Genomic DNA, 16,025 nt, shown 5'->3' on the forward strand with positions numbered 1-16,025 from the left:
ATATTATTTCTCTTCGTTCTTCTTTTTGAACACGGCGCTGGTGGCGGGGCCATCCAGTTTCGATAATTCGATCTCCGGCCTGTTCACCTCACTCACGCTGTGGATGTCCATCAGCAGCTTGGGTGACCTGCCGCCCATCACTTCGGGCATGGTTTCCCTGGGTACTTTCAGGTGCTCATAGTGACCTTGTGAGATCACGGAGTGACGGCTCACATGGGAAGGACCTTCGATCACCCAGTCGCTCACTTTCTTCTTATCGAAGCGGCATTCGTTACAGATCCATCCGGGTTTGCCATCGGTAGTATCTTTCACTTCACCCCATTCGTCCTTGCGGGCAGTTACGCGGTATACTTCATCGCCCCTCATCCACAGCTGCACCTCGCCGCTGCACTTGGGACAGTCGCGGTGGGCATCAACGGGCTTGGTGAACCATACGCGGTTCTTGAAGCGGAAGGTCTTATCGGTGAGGGCGCCAACAGGGCATACATCGATCACGTTACCGATGAAGTCGTTATCGAGCGCTTTCTCAATATAGGTTGCGATCTCTGCGTGGTCGCCGCGGTCCAGAACTCCGTGTACGCGCTTCTCTGTCAGCTGGTCGGCTGTGAACACGCAGCGGTAGCAAAGGATACAACGGGTCATGTGCAGCTGGATATAGGGACCCAGGTCATGCTTCTTGAAGGTACGGCGGTTGAACTCATAGCGGGTGCCTTCCTTGCCGTGCTCGTAGCTCAGGTCCTGCAGGTGGCACTCACCAGCCTGGTCGCAAATGGGGCAATCCAGCGGATGGTTCAGCAACAGGAATTCCACAACGCCGGCGCGTGCATCGAGTACGCGGTCGCTGGTGATGTTCTTCACCACCATGCCATCCATTACCGTGGTGCGGCAGCTGGCTACCAGCTTGGGCATGGGACGTGGGTCAGCAGTTGAACCTGCGGCTACTTCAACCAGGCAGGTACGGCACTTACCACCACTGTTCTTCAGCTTGCTGTAATAGCACATGGCCGGCGGGGTAACATCGCCACCGATCTGCCTGGCAGCGTTCAGGATAGTAGTTCCCGGCTCCACCTCAACGGTGATGTTGTCGATTGTTACCTTGAATAATTTTTTCTCTTCTGACATAATCTTCTCCTTAGCGTTCTTTGCGTATTCTTAGCGGACTTTGCGTTACTACAAACCGTTCACAATCCTTTTGATCCCTTCTTTCAGGTATAACTCGTTGAAGTTGATCAAAAGTCCAAGCTTAATTCCACTCAACCTCAGGTAGGTTAGCACCTGTGCCTTATGGATATCCGCTAATTCCTCAACACGCTTTATTTCAATAAGTACTATGTTCTCAATGATCAAATCGATCCTATACCCACAATCCATTTTAAATCCATCAAAGTATACCGGCATTGGAACTTCCTTACGTACATCCAAACCACATTGCTGCAGTCGGTGACCAAGGCATTCCTTATAAACGTTCTCCAATAGTCCGGGCCCTAATGCCTTATGAATATGTAAAGCCTCCCGGATGATGATATTTGAAATTTCATTTTCCATCACTTTGCCTTTTGTAACGCAAAGGACGCAAAGGAAACCGCAAAGAACGCAAAGTGAAAACACCCATAATTGAACAAAGGGATAATTCACCTAAATACTAAACAGCTGGTATACTTCAAAGAACTCTTTACTTTAACCAAAACTCATTAAGCCACCGGCACATGGATCGGGTCCGCGTAGTGTGCCAGTCCGTAGTTGCGGGTCAGGCATTCCTGCGGGTTATTCACGTGCCACTCGAACTCATCACGGAAGTGACGGATGGCTGCGGCCACGGGCCATGCAGCAGCGTCACCCAGCGGACAAATGGTATTACCCTCGATCTTGCGCTGGATATCCCACAACAGGTCGATATCACTCATCTTACCCTTACCCATTTCAATATTCTTCAGGATCTTCTCCATCCAACCGGTACCCTCACGGCAAGGAGAACATTGGCCACAGCTCTCGTGACGATAGAAGCGCGCCAAGGTATAGGTGTTGCGCACCACGCACTGGTCTTCATCCAGTACAATGAACCCACCGGAACCCATCATGGAACCGGTTGCAAAGCCACCATCGCTGAGACTTTCGTAGTTCATGTAACGGGTCTCACCCTTCGCTGTCTTCAACAAGAGGTTGGCAGGCAGGATGGGCACGGAAGAACCACCAGGGATACAAGCTTTCAGTCGCTTGCCATTGGGGATACCACCGCAATATTCATCGCTGAAGATGAACTCTTCAACAGAAATGGTCATGTCGATCTCATAAACGCCGGGCTTGTTGATATTACCACAAGCAGAGATCAGCTTGGTACCGGTAGAACGGCCCACTCCGATCTTGGCATATTCTTCACCGCCCATATTGATGATAGGCACTACCGCAGCAAGAGTCTCCACATTGTTCACCACGGTCGGACGGTCCCATACACCTTTCACGGCCGGGAAGGGCGGCTTGATACGCGGGTTACCGCGCTTGCCCTCCAGGGATTCGATCAGGGCTGTCTCTTCACCGCAGATATAAGCACCAGCACCACGCTGCACATAGATCTCACAGTCAAAACCGGAGCCCAGGATATTCTTACCCAGCCAACCGTTGGCCTTAGCCTCGGCAATGGCCTGCTCCAGGATATCAGGGATCCAGGCATACTCACCACGGATATAGATATAGGTAGCATTGGAACCCAGGGCATAGGAAGCTACGATCAGGCCTTCGATGAGCAGGTGGGGAATGAATTCCATCAGGTACCTGTCCTTGAAGGTACCAGGCTCTGATTCATCGGCATTACATACCAGGTGACGGGGAACACCTTCCGGCTTGGCCAGGAAGCTCCACTTCATCCCGGTAGGGAAACCTGCACCACCGCGACCACGCAGACCGCTCTTCTTCACTTCTTCGGTAACCGCATCGGGACTCATGCTTTTCAGTGCCTTTTCAACACTACGATATCCTCCCTCACGACGGTAAACTTCGTAAGAGCGGATGCCTTCAACATGTGCTTTCTCCAGTAATAGTTTAACTCCCATAACTTATGATCGGCGGGTCGGTTAAAGATCAAAGCCTAGATCAGGCTTTCACCTTGTCCAACCCTTCATTTATATTTTAAATCCTGGTTGTCTGCCTGCCCAGCAACTGCCATCCCTTCTTTTTCTTGTACACCCACACCTGCAGGACATGCAGCTTAAAATCATTATTCTGTCCGTTACGCGTCACATTTACTGAAACGTCCGTGCGAACGATACCTGTTTCTTCTTCAATGGTCACCTTCAATGGCCCCTGGTCGATCTTATGATAGGTCAACACCCCATTGAACATATCAGCGATCGCCTCTTCCTTGGTTTCAATCCAGCCATTGGAGTGGCCGTAGCTGCATTTGTTGTGCAACAGGGCCCTCAGGGCGGAAGAATCCTTGTTTACCAGGGCCTGGTTCAAACGCATTACGGCATCCTTCAGGCTTACAGAATCTGCCTGTGCGAAAGCACCCGAACCCACAACAAACAGGACAATTATTAGAAAGAGCTTTTTCATCAAGTATCATTTAAGATCGTTAAGGACCGATTCCCAATCGGGAACACTGATCAATTCAAGGCCCCGGCAGCTTTCCTGCACTCCTCGATGATCTGGTCCACTTTCTCCTTTGTCAGGTGTTCACGGTAGTGCTTACCCAACTGCATCATCGGCGCATAGCCACAGGCACCCAGGCATTCTACGGTCTTCAGGGTAAACAACCCATCAGGAGTCGTCTCACCAACGCCGATGCCTAAACGCTGCTTGATATAGTCAATGATATCATCACTTCCCCTCAGCATGCAAGGACCGGTCTGGCAAACCTCGAACATATATTTTCCTACCGGCTTCAGGTTGAACATGGAATAGAAGGTAGCCACCTCGTATACCTCGATGGACTCCAACTGCAGGAGGCTGGCAACATAATCCATTGTTTCAGCACTCAGCCATCCATACTCTTCCTGGGCAAGGTGCAATACAGGGATCAATGCACTCTTCTGCTTCCCTTCCGGATAGCGGGCAATGATCTCCTTTACCTTGGCCAGTTTCTCTTCAGAAAATTTTACCATAACTTATTTATAGTCGTTAGTCTGTAGTCTTTACTCCGTTTCTTAAGCATCCAGTTCACCCGCGATCAGGTTCAAGCTACTCATGGTGATGATGGCATCACTCAGCATAGCTCCCTTGGTCAGTTCAGAATAGGCCTGGTAATAGATAAAGCAGGGCCTCCTGAAATGCAGGCGGTACGGTGCCCTTCCCCCATCACTGATCAGGTAGAAGCCCAGCTCACCATTCGCCCCTTCCACACTGTGGTACACTTCTCCTTTTGGCATATCGATCTCACCCATGATGATCTTGAAATGCCAGATAAGGGCTTCCATCTTTGTGTACACGTCCTTCTTCTCAGGCAGGTAATACTCAGGCACATCAGCATGGTACACCTCAGCTTCTGCCCCCTTGAATTCCTGGACCTTCTGGTAGGCCTGTTCAATGATGTTCAGGCTCTGCCACATCTCGGCGTTGCGCACCAGCCAGCGATCGTAGTTGTCACCGGTGGAACCAACGGGTATCTCGAAATTGAAATCTTCGTAAGAAGAATAAGGGGTATGAACACGAACATCGTAGTCCACACCGGCAGCGCGGAGGTTTGGACCGGTGAAGCCATAGTTCAGGGCCCTTTCGGCGCTGATGGCACCACTGCCAATGGTCCTTTCCATGAAGATCCTGTTGCGCTGGAACAGTCCTTCAAACTCCTTCAATACGCCGGGGTATTCACGCAGGAAGCGCTCCAGCTTTTCGAAGGCGGTATTGGTGAAATTGCGTTCGAAACCACCGATACGGCCAATATTGGTGGTCAGGCGGCTGCCACAGATTTCTTCATAAATCTCATAGATCAACTCGCGGTACTGCATCACGTAGAGGAAGCCGGTAAAGGCACCGGTATCCACACCCACGATGGAGTTACAGATGAGGTGGTCGGCAATACGGGCCAGTTCCATAATGATCACACGCAGGTAATCAACGCGCTTGGGAGTTTTCACGCCCAGCAACTTTTCACAGGTCATGTGCCAGCCCATGTTGTTGATGGGTGAAGAACAATAATTGAGACGGTCTGTGAGCGGTGTGATCTGGTACAAGGGCCTGCGTTCTGCTATCTTCTCAAACGCACGGTGGATATAGCCTACAGTCTGTTCTGCGGAAACGATACGCTCCCCGTCCACTTCCAGGATGTTCTGGAATACGCCGTGTGTGGCCGGGTGGGTTGGACCCAGGTTCAGCGTGGTGGTTTGCTTCTCAATGGAGCCTTCCGGCAGCTTGATGTGTTGGCCGTGTTTTTGTATTAACTCAGACATTGCTGTCTTATTGGTTTTGATTTTCGAAAATTCCGGTTGATCATTCACGGTCCATCTGTTTACTAAAACTGCGGACCTTCATCACTATTCCTTTCTGTCAGGATCGCGCCTGGACCTAAAGGGCCCAGCCCCCCTTCTTACCTGATGCTTCCTCCCCTGCCAAACATCTCGTCATCCTTATCGATACGGGTCTGGTCTTCCAGGGGAAACTCCTTCCTCAGGGGGAAATAATCCATTTCGTCCACATTCAGGATGCGCTTCAGGTTAGGATGCCCCACGAAGTTCACCCCATAGAAATCATAGGTTTCACGCTCCATCCAGTTGGCAGTAGAGAACAAACTGGTAGCAGTAAATACATCCGGCTGGTTGATGTCGGTGAAGACCTTCATCCTGATCCGCACATTATCCTCCAGGTTATGGAGGTGGTAGACAACAGCCAGTTCCCTTCCTTTATCATCGGGGTAGTGGACCGCGCAGATATCGGTAAGGAAACGAAACTTCAATTGGTCATCATCGAATAAAAACTGCATCACCTTCAGGTTCATTTCCTTGGGAACCTCGAAGCTGAACATGCCATAAGGAGCTTCAATATTGGAGATAGCCTCCCCAAATTGATTCACCAAACGTTCCTGGATGTATTCGTTCGTCATACTCATTTTGAATTGTTGCCTTTTGAAAACCTTTTACAGGGCGCCTTGCCGGCTCTTATCCCCGCTGTTTTCAAAAATTATTGGATACCATAGCTTTCCAACAAAGCCTTGTATCGGTCACTATTCCTTCTCCGCAGGTCCTCTTTTCCTACCAGTTCCTGGATCTTCATGAATCCATCGAGGATGGCCTCAGGGCGGGGAGGACAACCGGGAACATATACGTCAACAGGTACCACCTGGTCAATGCCCTGCAATACACTGTAAGTATCGAAAATACCACCGGAAGAAGCGCAGGCGCCAACGGCGATCACCCAGCGGGGTTCTGCCATCTGGAGGTAAACCTGCTTCACAACGGGAGCCATTTTCTTGGCGATGGTACCCATTACCATCAGGAGGTCACACTGGCGGGGAGAAAAACCTACCCTTTCCGCGCCAAAACGGGCGAGGTCATAGTGCGAGGCCATGGTAGCCATGAATTCGATACCACAGCAGGAGGTAGCAAAAGGCAGGGGCCAGATGGAGTTCTTACGGGCCAGGCCTACCACATCACTCAATTTGGCGGCAAAGAAGCCTTCGCCCTGGTAACCTTCGGGCATTTCGGCCACGGTGATCACCTTACCACCTTCATTCTTAACGTTATATTGAACCGGACGTGCCATAGTACTTATTTTTGGTGAACGGAATTACGTTACAATACAACCGTTCAATCATCTTTAAAGTTCAAAAGCTCTTATAGCCAACCTCTTAGTCTTCCCAATTCAGTGCGCCTTTCTTCAGGATATAGAAGAAACCGCAGAGGAAAAAGCCCACGAACATCAGGACGGCCAGGAATCCATTCCAGCCCAATTCCCGGAAATTCACGGCATAAGGATAGAAAAAGATCACTTCCACATCGAACAGCACAAAAAGGATGGCAACCAGGAAGTACTTGATGGCCACCGGTTGGCGGGCGTTACCCACCGCTTCGATACCACTCTCAAAGTTCTCCAGCTTGTCTGCGGTCTTACGGGAAGGTCCCAGCAGGTGGGTCAGTCCCAGTGTCAGGGCCACAAAACCGATTGCGAAAAGCAATTGCAGGGCGATGGGCAGGTAGTTGGAGGCCGAATTGGAAGCTGATGTTGCTGCTTGTAACAAGAAAAGATTCATGCTTTTTCTGTTGTGAGGGCAAAAATAAGGTAGCCTACCAAATAAAATAGCTGAACATTGAAATTTAAGTTCTGCGGCCCTTTCCTTTAAGCTATACAAATTAGCATCCGGCTTGATATGTGAGCAAACAAGGGTCAGGGGCAAATGAAAAAGCCCCATCCTCGCAGATGGGGCCTATGCAAACTTTCAATATTTCCTTTATATGAACTATCCTTTGGGCGCAGGTCCTCCCCCTGTTTTCTTCTGGGGTGCCTTGCTCAGGATATCCTTGATACGGGTTGCGTCTGCATTACCCGGATCAACGGCCAACACCTTATCCAGGTATTGGATAGCGGTAGCCTTGTCCTTCTTGATATCATTATAATAGGATACCAGGTAGAAATAAGATGAAACTGCCTGGGTCTTGTATTTAACAGGATCGATCTCCACAGCCTTTGCCGCCAGCTTTTCGTAAGCCGCAACAGCCAGTCCCTGGGTCATGGCAGTATCCATGGCCTGCTTGGAGCGAGCCTGCCAGAGGTAACCAAAGATCTCGTTGGGGTATTTTTCCGCGTATACGCCAAAGATGGAATCAGACTTGGCATAATTGGCAGCCTGGTAGTTGGCAAAGCCCCAGTTGTACAGGTCGGTGTTCCTGGTGGTCTTGCGGGTATTGTAGATCTGGCCCAGGAAATCAGCCTCAGCGGCGCGGTTGCCGGTCTTCTTGGCCAGGGCAGCAGCGTTGGTCATCATTTCAAGGCGGGATTCATAAGCGGTATCCAGTGCAATGGCCTTGTTATAGCTGTTCAGCACTTCCAGTTCATTACCGGGGAATTTGCTGTAGAGCTGGGCCTTGAATTCATAATCCTTTGGAACGAAACCATCGGCCTTCTGCTTGGCAAAATACTGGTCGAGGTAGTTCTTGGCATTAACGGAATCCTTCAGTTCATCGTAGCTGTAAGCGATTAGCTTGTAATAACGTGGGTCAGCCTTATCACCTAGGGAGGTAATGAAACCCTTGGCAGTGCTGATGGCCTCATCATAGCGACGGGAAGCATAGAGGATAGAAGTCTTCTCGTAATCGTTGGATGGATCAGGATCCGACACAGCCAGGAATTTATCATAGAAATCCTTCGCCTTGTTGATATCGCGGTTGAACCAGTAATAATACATCTCGTAGTAAGAAGGTGCATAATTGGGGTCCAGGCGAACTGCATCTTCGAAAGCAGGCAGGAATACTTCGGTATTCTTCTGGGTCAGGTAGAGTTTACCCATCCTGTGTTTGGCCGCAGCATTGTTGGGATCAAGGGCCAGTGCCTTCTGATAAGACTGGATGGCATTACCACCGTCAACCAGCTTGCGGTAAGCATCACCGATCACCAGCCATGTCTCAGGACTATTAAATCCCTTCTGGGTGGTCATGGGGGAGAGCTTCTCGATCACAAAATTGGCATCACCATCCTTGGAGTTGACAATGGCGTAACCGATGGCATTGTAAATGCGGATATCCTTTCCCTTGGTCAGGCTGATAGCGGTTTCAAAGCGCTGGCGGGCTTCTTCCTTCTTGCCTTCCAGCAACTCGATATGGCCAATTCCCACCAGCAGTTCAGGAGCATTGCCATTGGTAGACAAAGCCCTCTGGTACAAAGCCTTGGCACCTTCAATATCTTTCAATTCGATCATGGTCTGGCCCAGCCAATAGGTCGCCATCATATCATTGGGATTGGCAGCCAGCATCTTCTCAAAATTGTCTTTAGCGCTCTTGTAACGCTCATAACCGAAAAGCTTCTTTCCCTGTTCCAGGCTCTGCGCAAACAGTGTATTACCGACAAGGAGCGCGGCAGTTACAAGGCTGTAAAAGGATTTCTTCATTTGCTTAGTCTGTTTTTAGTCGAGTTGTAAAAATATTGAAATAGTTAAACCTTACTCATTAATTCCTGCATTTCTTACCTCAAACTGCATACGTGCCGGCCAGAGGTAAGACCTCCTGAAGATCAACTGTCCTCTTTCATAGATGAGAAAGTTGACAAATCCGCTTCCCAAACCTTCATAATTTTCTTTTAAAATGTAGTTCAGGCTCCTGACCATGGGGTACCTCCTCATGGCAATATTGGCCTGGTAAGGTTTCACATAGGTCTCTTCGGGGCAGATGCCGCAGCGGACAGAGGCAATGGTCACTTTTTTCTGGAAGGACAGCTGGGCAGGGTCTTCCGGATTGCCGATCCAGCTAACGCCTACAAATCCAATGGCATCCTTATGCTCGGCGACATAATCGATCACGCCCTGGCTGGAAGTGGCCGCAGTTACCTCCTTGCTCATAGGCTGCCCTGCAAGGATGGAATCCAAAGCATAACGAACCGTACTGGTAGCAGTGAGCCCATCCATTACCGGCCTCAGTTTATAGGCACTGGTTCCTTTCAGGATGGAACGCACATCGGTCATATCAAGAATGGAATCCTTCATCTGGTTGTTGACGATCAGCGCCACCGCATCGAAGGCGATCTTTCCCTGTATGGGGATAAAGGAAAGGGTATCACTTAGTCTTGTTTCCTCTACCGGCAGCAACTGGCGGGTGATGATCACCATCCTGATGCTGTCCACCAGCAGGTCCTTGATGCACTCGGCCTCAGACTTATAATGCGGAATGATCCTTGCATTTGGGTAAGAAGCCTCAAACACTTTGATCTGGGAATCGATAACGGGTTTAAAGGATTCATCAACGCTGATATGGATGGTGCCACTGGTAGTGGTTTCCTGGCGTTGCTGAACAGGCTGGTTGTTACAGTTGCTCAAGGCAACGGCCGTCATTAATATGGCAGACCATCTGGTCAATCGTTGAAGCATAATCAGGATTAGCGCTGGTTAAGAATAATAGTTCTTTTGGTAACCACGGTAAATACGCCATCCTCCGTATACGATACAGAGGATGCCGAAGAAATACTTAAAGAATGGTTCCATATCAAAATTGAAGCCGAATCTTTCAGAAAGCAGGAAGAAAACGCCAAAGAGCAGAATTAAGGCCCCCATTCCATAGTCGAGAATGGAACGCATCAGGCTGTATTGTTTCCTCCTGTTATCCTGTGTACTGCCAGTCATATCATGCGATTGGTTGGGTTGGGCAAGATAGCAAAAAATCTACTGTTCCGGCGCTTCAAATATTACCGGGAGCGAGAAATAGACAGGGACTTTTTTACCATTCTGCTGGCCGGGAATCCAGTCTGGCATTTTTTTCACAACTCTTAAAACCTCATTATCATAGGTTTCGCCACCGGTTTGTAATATGAAGGCCTGTTCGATCCGGCCATCTGACCCTACAACAAACCTTACCAGCACCCTTATCCTTGACCCTGGCTCCTGGTCTTCATTGGGCCGGATGTTCTTCGACAACCACCTGTGAAGGGCTGCGGTACCGCCGGGGAATTCGGGCATGATCTCGGCTTTGATGAAGATCGTTGGAGCTTCTTCTGCAGGCGGGGGAATGGGCGCAGCTGGTGTATTGGAAGGAGGTCCTGCCGGTCCCTGCTGGACATTGTCGTCAGGGTCACCTTCGCTAGTGCGGGTATCGATCACGGCATTGTCGATCTCCTCCACCGTAGGCATGTCCGGTTTGACCAGGTCCTTTACAATTAACGGGGTGGTTGACTGGATAGTAGCCTTAGGCCTGGGAACGGGTGGCGGTGTGGGCTGAGCGGGAGGCGGGGGATCTATCACTACCAACTTAATACTATCTAGACCGTCACTCAACAGAAGGAACGAATGCCTGTTGCCATTGTCCTTATTATTTAGCTGGGAAAATCCAATGGCCAGCACTATGAGAATACCCATGATGCCGAGACTGAATTTCAGGTGGCGGGGGTAATCCCTGCGCAGGGTATAAGCGCCATATTGCTTGTTGCGGTGCTCGAAAAGGATGTCCAGCACATCGCTGCGCAAAATAGTTTCTGCTTGCATACAATTTGGTTTTGATGACTAAAGGTGATGGTTAAACGCAGCGCTGTGTTTGCATCTATGACGCGGGCGGGAAAAGATTCCATAAACCGGCCCTGATCATTTTAACCTATTTTTGCGGCATGAAAGTGTTAATGGTTTGCCTGGGTAATATCTGCCGCAGTCCACTGGCAGAGGGAATCCTGGAGCATAAGGCAAGGCAGGCGGGATTGGACTGGACCGTTGAGAGCGCCGGTACCAATGGCTACCATGTTGGGGAAGCGCCCCACCACCTGTCGCAAAAGGTGGCCAAGATGAATGGTATCGATATCAGCAGGCAGAGGGCAAGGAGGTTTGTGGCCCATGACCTGCAACAGTATGACCTCGTCTATGCCATGGCAGCAGATGTGATCGATGACATGCGCCGCATCGCAAGGTCGGGCTTCGATGGAAAAAAGGTAAAGCTGTTGATGGAAGAGGTTTACCCAGGTGATGCTATGGATGTCCCTGATCCCTGGTATGGCCCTGAGCCCGGATACCATGAAGTATTCGCCATGATCTCGGAAGCCTGCGACCGCATCATTGAGAAATATGCTGTGCCTTCCAGGTAAGGCGCCATCATCATTCAACAAACAACAAAGCCTATAGTGGTAACCTTATGAAGTGAGAAAGGCACCACACAAATTGAAATAAGCGTATGAGTAAAGTTTCCCTGCCACAAGGCACCCGTGATTTTGGACCAGAAGTGGTACGCAAGCGCAACTATATCTTCTCTACCATCAAGACCGTTTTCGAACTCTATGGATTCCAGCCCCTGGAAACACCGGCCATGGAAAACCTCGACACCCTGATGGGCAAGTATGGGGAAGAAGGCGATAAACTGATCTTCAAGATCCTGAACAATGGATTGGGAGACCCAAAGAATATCGAGAAGGCCAGGAACGCCTTTGAACAGGTATTGCAGGGAAAGAATGATAAGAACCTTACGGAGAGGGCCCTGCGTTACGACCTCACCATTCCCTTCGCGCGTTACGTGGCCATGAATCATGGACAACTCACGCTACCGTTCAAACGCTACCAGGTACAGCCTGTATGGAGGGCCGACCGTCCACAGAAAGGCCGCTACCGCGAGTTCTACCAATGCGATGCCGATGTGGTAGGCAGTCAGTCGCTGATCAATGAAGTGGAACTGACCAGCATCTACGCAGAAGTCTTTCGTCGTTTAGGCATCACCGTTGAGATCAGGATCAACAACCGTAAGATCCTTGCTGCCCTGGCGGAAGTATGTGGCGGCGCCGACAAGATGACCGATATCACCATTGCCATTGACAAGCTCGACAAGATCGGCATGGAGAAGGTGAAGGAAGAATTGGCCCAAAGAGGATTGACAACGGAACAGATTGCCATCATAGAACAATACTTGAACGTTGACGGCAGCAATGCAGAAAAGCTTGGGCAGGTGAAGGAATTGCTGGGGGCATCATCCATTGGACAGAAGGGGATAGAAGAGATCAGTTATATACTGGAAAGGACCCCCAACCTATCGAATGTGGTTTGTGATTTCACACTGGCAAGGGGATTGAACTATTATACCGGGATCATTTTTGAGATCAAGGCATTGAACGTGCAAATGGGCAGCATTGGCGGGGGTGGCCGTTATGACGACCTTACCGGTTTGTTCGGTGTGCCCAATGTCCCGGGTGTGGGCATCAGCTTCGGTGTAGACCGTATCTACGATGTGATGGAAGAACTGAACCTCTTCCCTGCTGCAGTACACAGCGGGACAAAGGTGCTGTTCTTTAACCTTGGTGAAGCAGAGTGCCTGGCTGCATTCGGGCTCATGCAGCAACTCAGGGCCAATGGTATTGCCTGCGAGATCTACCATGAGCAGGCGAAATTTGACAAGCAGTTCAAGTATGCCGACAAGAAGCAAATCCCCTTTGCCGTGATCATCGGGGGAACGGAACTGGCAGAAGGCAAATGCGTGGTGAAGAACCTGAAGCAGGGAGAGCAGCAAAGCATTGCCCAGAAGGACCTGGCCAACTTCAATTTTCAATAAAGCAATGGCCCCCGTTTGGGGGCCATTTACTTGAAGGGACCATTACTTTCTTTTATCTGCCCATAACTTTTCATCGGTGATCACCAGGGACCAGGACCAGGTATTGGTACTGGTATCCTTCGTACCATCGAGGATATAGCCCATAGCTTCAATGTGCACAGCGAATACTTTCTTGGTTGAGTCACTCCGCTTGAAATCAGCAGTTCCATTGAAATTCACAATGGTGAACCTGTCGCCACTCTCCCTTGTTAGCTGAGAGTTCCCGGCAGGGGAATTCATCATCAGGGTGCCTGTCTCAAGAAGTACCTCGACCTCGGGTACCACACTCCCATCAGGGAATTTGTATTTACCCAGGTAATCGCCATAGGCAGTATCGGTCTGGGCCCGGGCAACCAGGACAGTACCCAGGGCCATTAAGCAGGAAAGAAGCAGTCTTTTCATATCAAAGATTTTTTGCAATCTACAAAACTGGACCATCTCTACAACAGGATTTCTAAGGACCGGTTAAGAGGGGGTATGAAGCATCAATTTCCGGGGTTGGGATCAGCGGGGACTACTTTTTCACCCCATCAGGGCTCCCGCAGGGGACCCTGATGAATGGTAGGATGGAGTTCCATCGGTGACTCTCGAAAAGAACTCCTATGGTGTGATAATATTTAATAGCCCCAGTCGCCCCCGTTGTGTCTTATGACCAATGGGTAGTTGAAAGATCAGATCAGCTGGTTGAAGCATAAATTATTATCTAACCCCAGCAGGGTCTCCCAGAGGGGACCCTGATGAATAGCAGGATAGCTATATTTTCACTCCAGCAGGGTCTGCTACCGTTTACCTGCATCTTTACCCCAGCAGGGTCTCCTGAAAGGAACCCTGATGAATAGTAGGTTGAAAGTACATCGGGGTCCCCTGCGGGAGACCCCGATGGGGTAAAGGTTTGATCGCAGTCCCCTACGGGAGACCCCGATGAGGTTTAAAATGACTGGTAAAAAGATCACTCACCCTACCCCTACCCTTCAGTCCCGAATACCAACTTCAATAAGGCATTCCCCAGCGCTTGGGCAACCGGACCGGGCTGGCCGTTCCCTATGGCCATCCCATCCACTGAGCAAACCGGCAGGATATGCTTGGTGGTACTGGTAATGAAGGCCTCTTTCGCCTGCATCAGTTCTTCGAGATGGATCTCCCGCTCCACAATGGGGAGCATGCCTTGAGCCAGCCCCAGGACCTTCTTACGGGTAATGCCGTGCAAGACGTGCTTGCCAGGAGTTACCAATTCACCAGCCTGGTTGACGATGAAAACATTGGAACGGGGACATTCCGTGATAAAACCATGGTTATGGTAAAGCACATCCTGCGCCGATGAGGATTTCACCAATGGTTGCAGCCATACCGCCATCAGGTAATCGATGGATTTGATATGCGGCAATTGGCGCTGGTGAGCATGGGTGATGACCACGATGCCGGTGGAGGATACTTCCCGGGCCAGTTGTAAGGGTTGCTGCGTGATCACCAGGTTGGGGGTGACAGGAATATAGCCATCTGGTGAAAAACCACCGGTTAGGGTTAACCGAATTCCAGATTCAGGCAGCTGATTGGCCGCCATCAGCCTGTCCAATTGGGCAATCAAAGATGACCTGTCCGGAATGGGCGAGAGACGCATCGCTTCGGCGGAATAAAAGAAACGATCGAGATGGTCCTCCAGGAAAACAGGCCTGCCGTTGACCACCTTGAAAAAATCAAAGATGCCATACCCCCTCTGAAAGGAAAGATCGGCTATATGTAACCGGGCATCTTCCCAGGCCAGCAGATCATTATTAATCAGTACAAATAAACTGTCCACATTAAATGTTTAGAAAACACAAAACAATACGAAGCACTAATTTACTGACTTAAACAGTCCAACCTCACTATTTAAATTGGCAGGACGAATCAGATTCATTTGATCAAGGCCAATCCAGATCATTAATCCTTCCAATTTTCTTAACAGACCTATCTCAGCCAACAAAGAAGAATGACCGGTCAGAAAACTCCAATTCACTTCGCCTCTTTCAATCGGATCCGTAAGGAAGGATCCTTTCAATGCAGGCATCACCTCTATCAATACCTGTATAAAACTGCTATCAACAGTCAGGATTAAGGGGTAAAAATGATCAATCCCGGATATCATTTTAACGATGTGTTAATTATAAGTTAGGTTTCCTAAAACCACCAAAATACCGGAAATCAATTATTAACTTATGGTAATGACAGTAACGCCATCTCTTTACAAAATATGACAAGCAATCATTTTGATTTAAAGGAAATCCTGCAAGAGACATTTAGCCTTACCAAAGAAGAGACCGCAATTGCCTACGACTATTTTAGGCCAAAAAGCTATAAAAAAGGGGATTACTTTCTGAGATCAGGTGAGGATGTGAAGGAAGTTGGATTTGTTGTTTCAGGCTTGCTACGCGAATATTTTAATACCGGGGAGAAGGAAGTAACCAAATTCATTGCAAAACCAGGTGATTTTATTTCAGATATAGAAGGGATCAACTTCCATAAACCATCCCGGTGGAATATTGTTTGTCTAACCAATTGCGAATTATCGATCATCCATCGGGATGTGGTAGGGGAATTAAAACAACAAATGCCCCGCTGGACCGAAATTGAAAAGCTCTTTAACGCCAAATGCTTTGTTGCCGCAGAAAACAGGATACTCGAATACCTGCAATACAATGCTGAAGAAAGATACTTAAGGTTTATGAAGCAGAATGGTGAAATCATCAATTACGTACCCCTCAGTTATATAGCATCTTACCTCGGCATTACACCTGAAACCTTAAGTAGGTTCCGGAAAAAATACAGTCACTGATTAATTGATTTTTATCAAGTACACCATCCGGG

19 protein-coding genes are annotated in these 16,025 nt (G+C 49.3%); 3 read left to right on the forward strand and 16 right to left on the reverse strand.

Going from position 1 to position 16,025, the window contains the following annotated elements:
• Nucleotides 1-3 precede the first annotated feature (3 nt).
• The 13 genes from KJS94_RS09085 to KJS94_RS09145 all read right to left on the reverse strand — a co-directional run bounded on the left by KJS94_RS09085 (nt 4) and on the right by KJS94_RS09145 (nt 11,107).
• Complete coding sequence (locus KJS94_RS09085; RefSeq protein ID WP_214447540.1) at nt 4-1,122, reverse strand: NADH-quinone oxidoreductase subunit G; 1,119 nt, start codon at nt 1,120-1,122, stop codon at nt 4-6.
• A 48-nt stretch (nt 1,123-1,170) separates the two neighbouring features.
• Nucleotides 1,171-1,545, reverse strand: coding sequence for a GxxExxY protein (locus KJS94_RS09090; RefSeq protein WP_214447539.1), 375 nt, complete (start codon nt 1,543-1,545; stop codon nt 1,171-1,173).
• A gap of 146 nt (nt 1,546-1,691) precedes the next feature.
• Nucleotides 1,692-3,047, reverse strand: a complete 1,356-nt coding sequence (gene nuoF / locus KJS94_RS09095; protein ID WP_214447538.1) for an NADH-quinone oxidoreductase subunit NuoF — start codon at nt 3,045-3,047, stop codon at nt 1,692-1,694.
• A 76-nt stretch (nt 3,048-3,123) separates the two neighbouring features.
• Entirely contained in the window at nt 3,124-3,549 is a 426-nt protein-coding gene (locus tag KJS94_RS09100; RefSeq protein ID WP_214447537.1) for a nuclear transport factor 2 family protein, read from the reverse strand.
• Between the two features lie 50 nt (nt 3,550-3,599).
• On the reverse strand, nt 3,600-4,097 hold the full coding sequence (nuoE, locus tag KJS94_RS09105) for an NADH-quinone oxidoreductase subunit NuoE (RefSeq protein ID WP_214447536.1): 498 nt from the start codon (nt 4,095-4,097) through the stop codon (nt 3,600-3,602).
• Between the two features lie 42 nt (nt 4,098-4,139).
• A complete protein-coding gene (locus KJS94_RS09110; protein WP_214447535.1) occupies nt 4,140-5,381 on the reverse strand; it encodes an NADH-quinone oxidoreductase subunit D in 1,242 nt (413 codons plus the stop codon).
• 137 nt (nt 5,382-5,518) lie between these two features.
• The gene (locus tag KJS94_RS09115; protein ID WP_214447534.1) at nt 5,519-6,037 is read right to left on the reverse strand and encodes an NADH-quinone oxidoreductase subunit C; all 519 of its coding nucleotides are present in this window, start codon (nt 6,035-6,037) and stop codon (nt 5,519-5,521) included.
• Nucleotides 6,038-6,108: 71 nt separating this feature from the next.
• Nucleotides 6,109-6,690 (reverse strand): NADH-quinone oxidoreductase subunit B, encoded by a 582-nt coding sequence (locus KJS94_RS09120; RefSeq protein ID WP_214447533.1) that lies wholly within the window; start codon nt 6,688-6,690, stop codon nt 6,109-6,111.
• A gap of 85 nt (nt 6,691-6,775) precedes the next feature.
• Nucleotides 6,776-7,177, reverse strand: a complete 402-nt coding sequence (locus KJS94_RS09125) for an NADH-quinone oxidoreductase subunit A (RefSeq protein WP_214447532.1) — start codon at nt 7,175-7,177, stop codon at nt 6,776-6,778.
• Between the two features lie 207 nt (nt 7,178-7,384).
• Nucleotides 7,385-9,028, reverse strand: coding sequence for a tetratricopeptide repeat protein (locus KJS94_RS09130; protein ID WP_214447531.1), 1,644 nt, complete (start codon nt 9,026-9,028; stop codon nt 7,385-7,387).
• Between the two features lie 51 nt (nt 9,029-9,079).
• Nucleotides 9,080-10,000, reverse strand: a complete 921-nt coding sequence (locus KJS94_RS09135; protein ID WP_214447530.1) for a PstS family phosphate ABC transporter substrate-binding protein — start codon at nt 9,998-10,000, stop codon at nt 9,080-9,082.
• Nucleotides 10,001-10,018: 18 nt separating this feature from the next.
• The gene (locus tag KJS94_RS09140) at nt 10,019-10,252 is read right to left on the reverse strand and encodes a hypothetical protein (RefSeq protein ID WP_214447529.1); all 234 of its coding nucleotides are present in this window, start codon (nt 10,250-10,252) and stop codon (nt 10,019-10,021) included.
• Between the two features lie 39 nt (nt 10,253-10,291).
• Entirely contained in the window at nt 10,292-11,107 is an 816-nt protein-coding gene (locus KJS94_RS09145; RefSeq protein ID WP_214447528.1) for a TonB family protein, read from the reverse strand.
• Nucleotides 11,108-11,226: 119 nt separating this feature from the next.
• Here KJS94_RS09145 and KJS94_RS09150 point away from each other — a divergent pair, with 119 nt between their 5' ends.
• Both KJS94_RS09150 and hisS read left to right on the forward strand, forming a co-directional pair.
• The gene (locus tag KJS94_RS09150) at nt 11,227-11,694 is read left to right on the forward strand and encodes a low molecular weight protein-tyrosine-phosphatase (RefSeq protein ID WP_239804352.1); all 468 of its coding nucleotides are present in this window, start codon (nt 11,227-11,229) and stop codon (nt 11,692-11,694) included.
• Between the two features lie 86 nt (nt 11,695-11,780).
• Nucleotides 11,781-13,142 (forward strand): histidine--tRNA ligase, encoded by a 1,362-nt coding sequence (gene hisS, locus KJS94_RS09155; RefSeq protein ID WP_214447527.1) that lies wholly within the window; start codon nt 11,781-11,783, stop codon nt 13,140-13,142.
• A 42-nt stretch (nt 13,143-13,184) separates the two neighbouring features.
• On the opposite strand, the gene KJS94_RS09160 is transcribed toward hisS, so the two are convergent.
• From KJS94_RS09160 to KJS94_RS09170, 3 genes are all read right to left on the reverse strand, one after another.
• A complete protein-coding gene (locus KJS94_RS09160) occupies nt 13,185-13,583 on the reverse strand; it encodes a hypothetical protein (RefSeq protein WP_214447526.1) in 399 nt (132 codons plus the stop codon).
• Nucleotides 13,584-14,145: 562 nt separating this feature from the next.
• Entirely contained in the window at nt 14,146-14,979 is an 834-nt protein-coding gene (locus KJS94_RS09165) for an aminotransferase class IV (protein WP_214447525.1), read from the reverse strand.
• 36 nt (nt 14,980-15,015) lie between these two features.
• Nucleotides 15,016-15,306, reverse strand: coding sequence for a hypothetical protein (locus KJS94_RS09170; RefSeq protein ID WP_214447524.1), 291 nt, complete (start codon nt 15,304-15,306; stop codon nt 15,016-15,018).
• Nucleotides 15,307-15,411: 105 nt separating this feature from the next.
• On the opposite strand from KJS94_RS09170, the gene KJS94_RS09175 reads away from it, so the two are divergent.
• Nucleotides 15,412-15,993, forward strand: a complete 582-nt coding sequence (locus KJS94_RS09175) for a Crp/Fnr family transcriptional regulator (RefSeq protein WP_214447523.1) — start codon at nt 15,412-15,414, stop codon at nt 15,991-15,993.
• Nucleotides 15,994-16,025: the final 32 nt, after the last annotated feature.

This window comes from Flavihumibacter rivuli (assembly GCF_018595685.2).
Classification (GTDB): domain Bacteria; phylum Bacteroidota; class Bacteroidia; order Chitinophagales; family Chitinophagaceae; genus Flavihumibacter; species Flavihumibacter rivuli.